Origin of the sequence: Capnocytophaga sp. oral taxon 326 str. F0382, assembly GCF_000318295.1 — a bacterium.
In the GTDB taxonomy this organism is placed as follows: Bacteria; Bacteroidota; Bacteroidia; order Flavobacteriales; family Flavobacteriaceae; genus Capnocytophaga; species Capnocytophaga periodontitidis.
The window spans coordinates 1-2,833 of the sequence record NZ_KB291472.1 but is presented as its reverse complement, the minus strand read 5'-3'; the positions used below and the strand labels follow the sequence as shown (position 1 = coordinate 2,833).

The 2,833-nt window shown below is 48.7% G+C and carries 3 protein-coding genes; 1 reads left to right on the top strand and 2 read right to left on the bottom strand.

Going from position 1 to position 2,833, the window contains the following annotated elements; all coding sequences use genetic code 11:
• The first annotated feature begins 177 nt into the window (after nt 1–177).
• Nucleotides 178–1,380, top strand: coding sequence for a S9 family peptidase (locus tag HMPREF9073_RS15050; RefSeq protein WP_009414488.1), 1,203 nt, complete (start codon nt 178–180; stop codon nt 1,378–1,380).
• Nucleotides 1,381–1,442: 62 nt separating this feature from the next.
• On the opposite strand, the gene HMPREF9073_RS15045 is transcribed toward HMPREF9073_RS15050, so the two are convergent.
• Nucleotides 1,443–1,691: a DUF4342 domain-containing protein gene (locus HMPREF9073_RS15045; RefSeq protein WP_009414487.1), complete on the bottom strand. Its 249-nt coding sequence runs from the start codon at nt 1,689–1,691 to the stop codon at nt 1,443–1,445.
• A 9-nt stretch (nt 1,692–1,700) separates the two neighbouring features.
• The gene (locus tag HMPREF9073_RS15040; RefSeq protein WP_009414486.1) at nt 1,701–2,444 is read right to left on the bottom strand and encodes a slipin family protein; all 744 of its coding nucleotides are present in this window, start codon (nt 2,442–2,444) and stop codon (nt 1,701–1,703) included.
• Nucleotides 2,445–2,833 lie beyond the last annotated feature (389 nt).

The window sequence follows — 2,833 nt, the reverse complement described above, 5'->3', positions numbered from 1 at the left end:
TGTTATAGATTACAGGTTGTGAATTGCTTTCAAAATTTGTATCTTTGTAGTCTGAAACAACAAAACGAAAAGTACAAGAATTTGAAACGAAGTTGTGAATTGCTTTGAGAAAATTTGTATCTTTGTAGTCTGAAACAACCTGGAAATCATGTATAATAATGTCTGAAGGGAATTATCATGCAAAAAAACGAAAAAATCCTTAAACGGCAATCGACTAAAATCTTCTTTGATAATGACGATACCGATTTCTTTTTCAACTGGATGCTCGGTGTGGCGGAGCTGTTCGGTATGTCGCATGGAGAGTTGTTTTATCTGGCGCATAAGATCGGGCGTGACGGGAGACCGAGTAAGTGGCGAGCCTGTTTTACGGACCATGCCGATTATCTCGTTCGCTTGGCAAAGGCAGCCACCGGTGAACAAATGGCCGCCGACTGCTATTTTGGTGCAACCTATGCCTATCGGGCAGTACTGCAGTTCATTGATCCGTTTTCTCCGGAATATCCGAAGCTTGTTTGCGCTATGGAAAACGCTTTTGCCGGTGCGGTCAGGGCGATAAATATACCGATCAAACCCGTGCGCGTTCCGTATCAAACTGGCTATTTACCCGGCTATTATCTTTACTGCGACAATAACCGCCCAACCGTGGTCATGGTCGGCGGCGGTGATACATACCGGGAGGATTTGTTCTATTTTGCCGGCTGGCCGGGGTGGCAGCGGAACTATAATGTACTGATGGTCGATTTACCCGGTCAAGGCTCTAATCCCGCCAGAGGTCTCACTTTTACCGTCGACGCCGGCGAGCCGATTGCCGCGTGCCTTGACTGGCTGCAAACCGAAAATCCCGACGCGCGTCACATTGCGCTATACGGCGTTAGCGGCGGCGGGTATTTTACTGCTCAAGCGGCCGCAAAAGACGCGAGGATTAGCGCATGGATTGCCAGCACGCCTATTTTTGACGTGGCAGAACTGTTCCGCCGTGAGTTCGGCGCAGCGCTCAAAGCGCCCGGCTGGCTGATGAATCTCGCCTTAAAATTAGCGGGGAACATCAATGAAGCCGCCGATATCAATTTGAAAAAATACGCTTGGCAGTTCGGCACGAGCGACTTCCGCTCGGCGATCGATGAAGTTTTCGGACAGGCAAAGGTTGTCGACCACCAAGCTATCACTTGTCCGTCGCTGTTTCTCATGGGGGAAGGCGAAGGTGCTGAACTCCAGCGGCAAACGCGATGTCTCTATGATGAATTTATCCGGCGCGAACTTGATACGACGCTGCATGAGTTTGATTCGCAAAGCGGCGCCGACGCTCATTGTCAGCTGAATAATTTACGTTTGGCGCATAGCGTAGTCTTTGATTGGCTGGACAGTCGGCTGGTTGATTAACAAGGTTTTCGGACTGAAGGGTTGCGCTGCGGAGCCCAGTAGGTTATTTATAAAGATTGGCACTAATCCCATCGCTCCACCGCGATCGTGCACTGCGCCATCAACGCCACTGCTGCGCCGAGAGCCGCGAGGGTTGGTAGCAGCAGTACGCCAACGACGCCGGCAGTGACGGGGAATTCCATGATACTTTCGCCCTTTTCGTTTTTGATGATGACGCGGCGGACGTTACCTTCTTTGATGAGTTGTTTGACCTTCTTGACAACTTGATCGCCGTTAACACTAAATTCTTCGGTACGGTTTTGCTCGCTCATGGTTACTCCTTACTTTTTACCACCACGAATTGCATCGATCAGTTCAATTGGGAAGAGCATCATCGTCTTTTGACTTGGCTCAGTGGAGATTCTCTCCAGGGTGTTTAGAGTGCGTAGGTTAATCGCGCCCTGGGTTTTTGCCAGGATCTCCGCCGCCTGCGCCAGCGTTTCAGCAGCAGCTTTTTCGCCGTCGGCGTTGATGATGTTAGCGCGGCGTTCGCGCTCGGCTTCGGCTTGCTTGGCCATGGCCCGCTTCATATCACCCGGAAGTTCGATGTTCTGAATCTTGACATTCTCGACATCGATACCCCATTTGTCGGTCTCGGCATCGACAATTTCTTTAATCTGCTGTGAAATCTCCTCACGCTTGGCCAAGAGATCGTCCATATCGACATTACCGGTGACGTCGCGCAGGGCAGCCTGGGCAAATTGGCTGGTGGCATAAATGTAGTTGGTCGTCTCCAGCACCGCCTTTGGCGCGTTAATCACTCGGAAATAAACTACCGCGTCAACGCCGACAGTGACGTTGTCTTTGGTGATGACTTCTTGTTTCGGCACATCAATTGGCGTGGAGCGCACATCGACCATCATCATCGTCTGAAAAATCGGCACCACCACCCTTAGGCCCGGCTCGCGTACGCCAGTAAATTTACCGAGCGTCAGCACCACGCCGCGCTGGTATTGATTGACCACTTTTATGCCGCTCAACACATAAATAGCCACGATGACTAAAATTACTATCATTATTTCCATAAATACCTCCTATTCGTATAATGCTATTTTAGCATATTCTGTAATTGTCGGCATAAAAGTCAGTGTCAAATCTCCGTAAAAGAGTTATACTAGACATATCATGAAAAGAGCTGTCATGAAGAGGCTGCTTCCGCTGTATTCTGGCAAGTTCTTCTTAAGCTTTGTGCTTTGGTATTCAACTGAAAAATTGTTCATAAGAAGTATCGGTATTGACAATTTTGGCATTAGTTTAATTACAATCGTCCTGCTGGTGTCATGTATTTTGACCGAGATTCCGTCGGTTGTGAATTGCTTTCAAAAGTTTGTATCTTTGTAGTCTGAAACAACTTCGACGGGGCGATCGCCAACGTCAAGGCCGTTGTGAATTGCTTTCAAATTTTGTAGTTTTG

Coding starts and splice junctions, on each gene's coding strand:
- HMPREF9073_RS15050 (WP_009414488.1), top strand. CDS start 178: ATGCAAAAAAACGAAAAAATCCTTAAACGGCAATCGACTAAAATCTTC.
- HMPREF9073_RS15045 (WP_009414487.1), bottom strand. CDS start 1,691: ATGAGCGAGCAAAACCGTACCGAAGAATTTAGTGTTAACGGCGATCAA.
- HMPREF9073_RS15040 (WP_009414486.1), bottom strand. CDS start 2,444: ATGGAAATAATGATAGTAATTTTAGTCATCGTGGCTATTTATGTGTTG.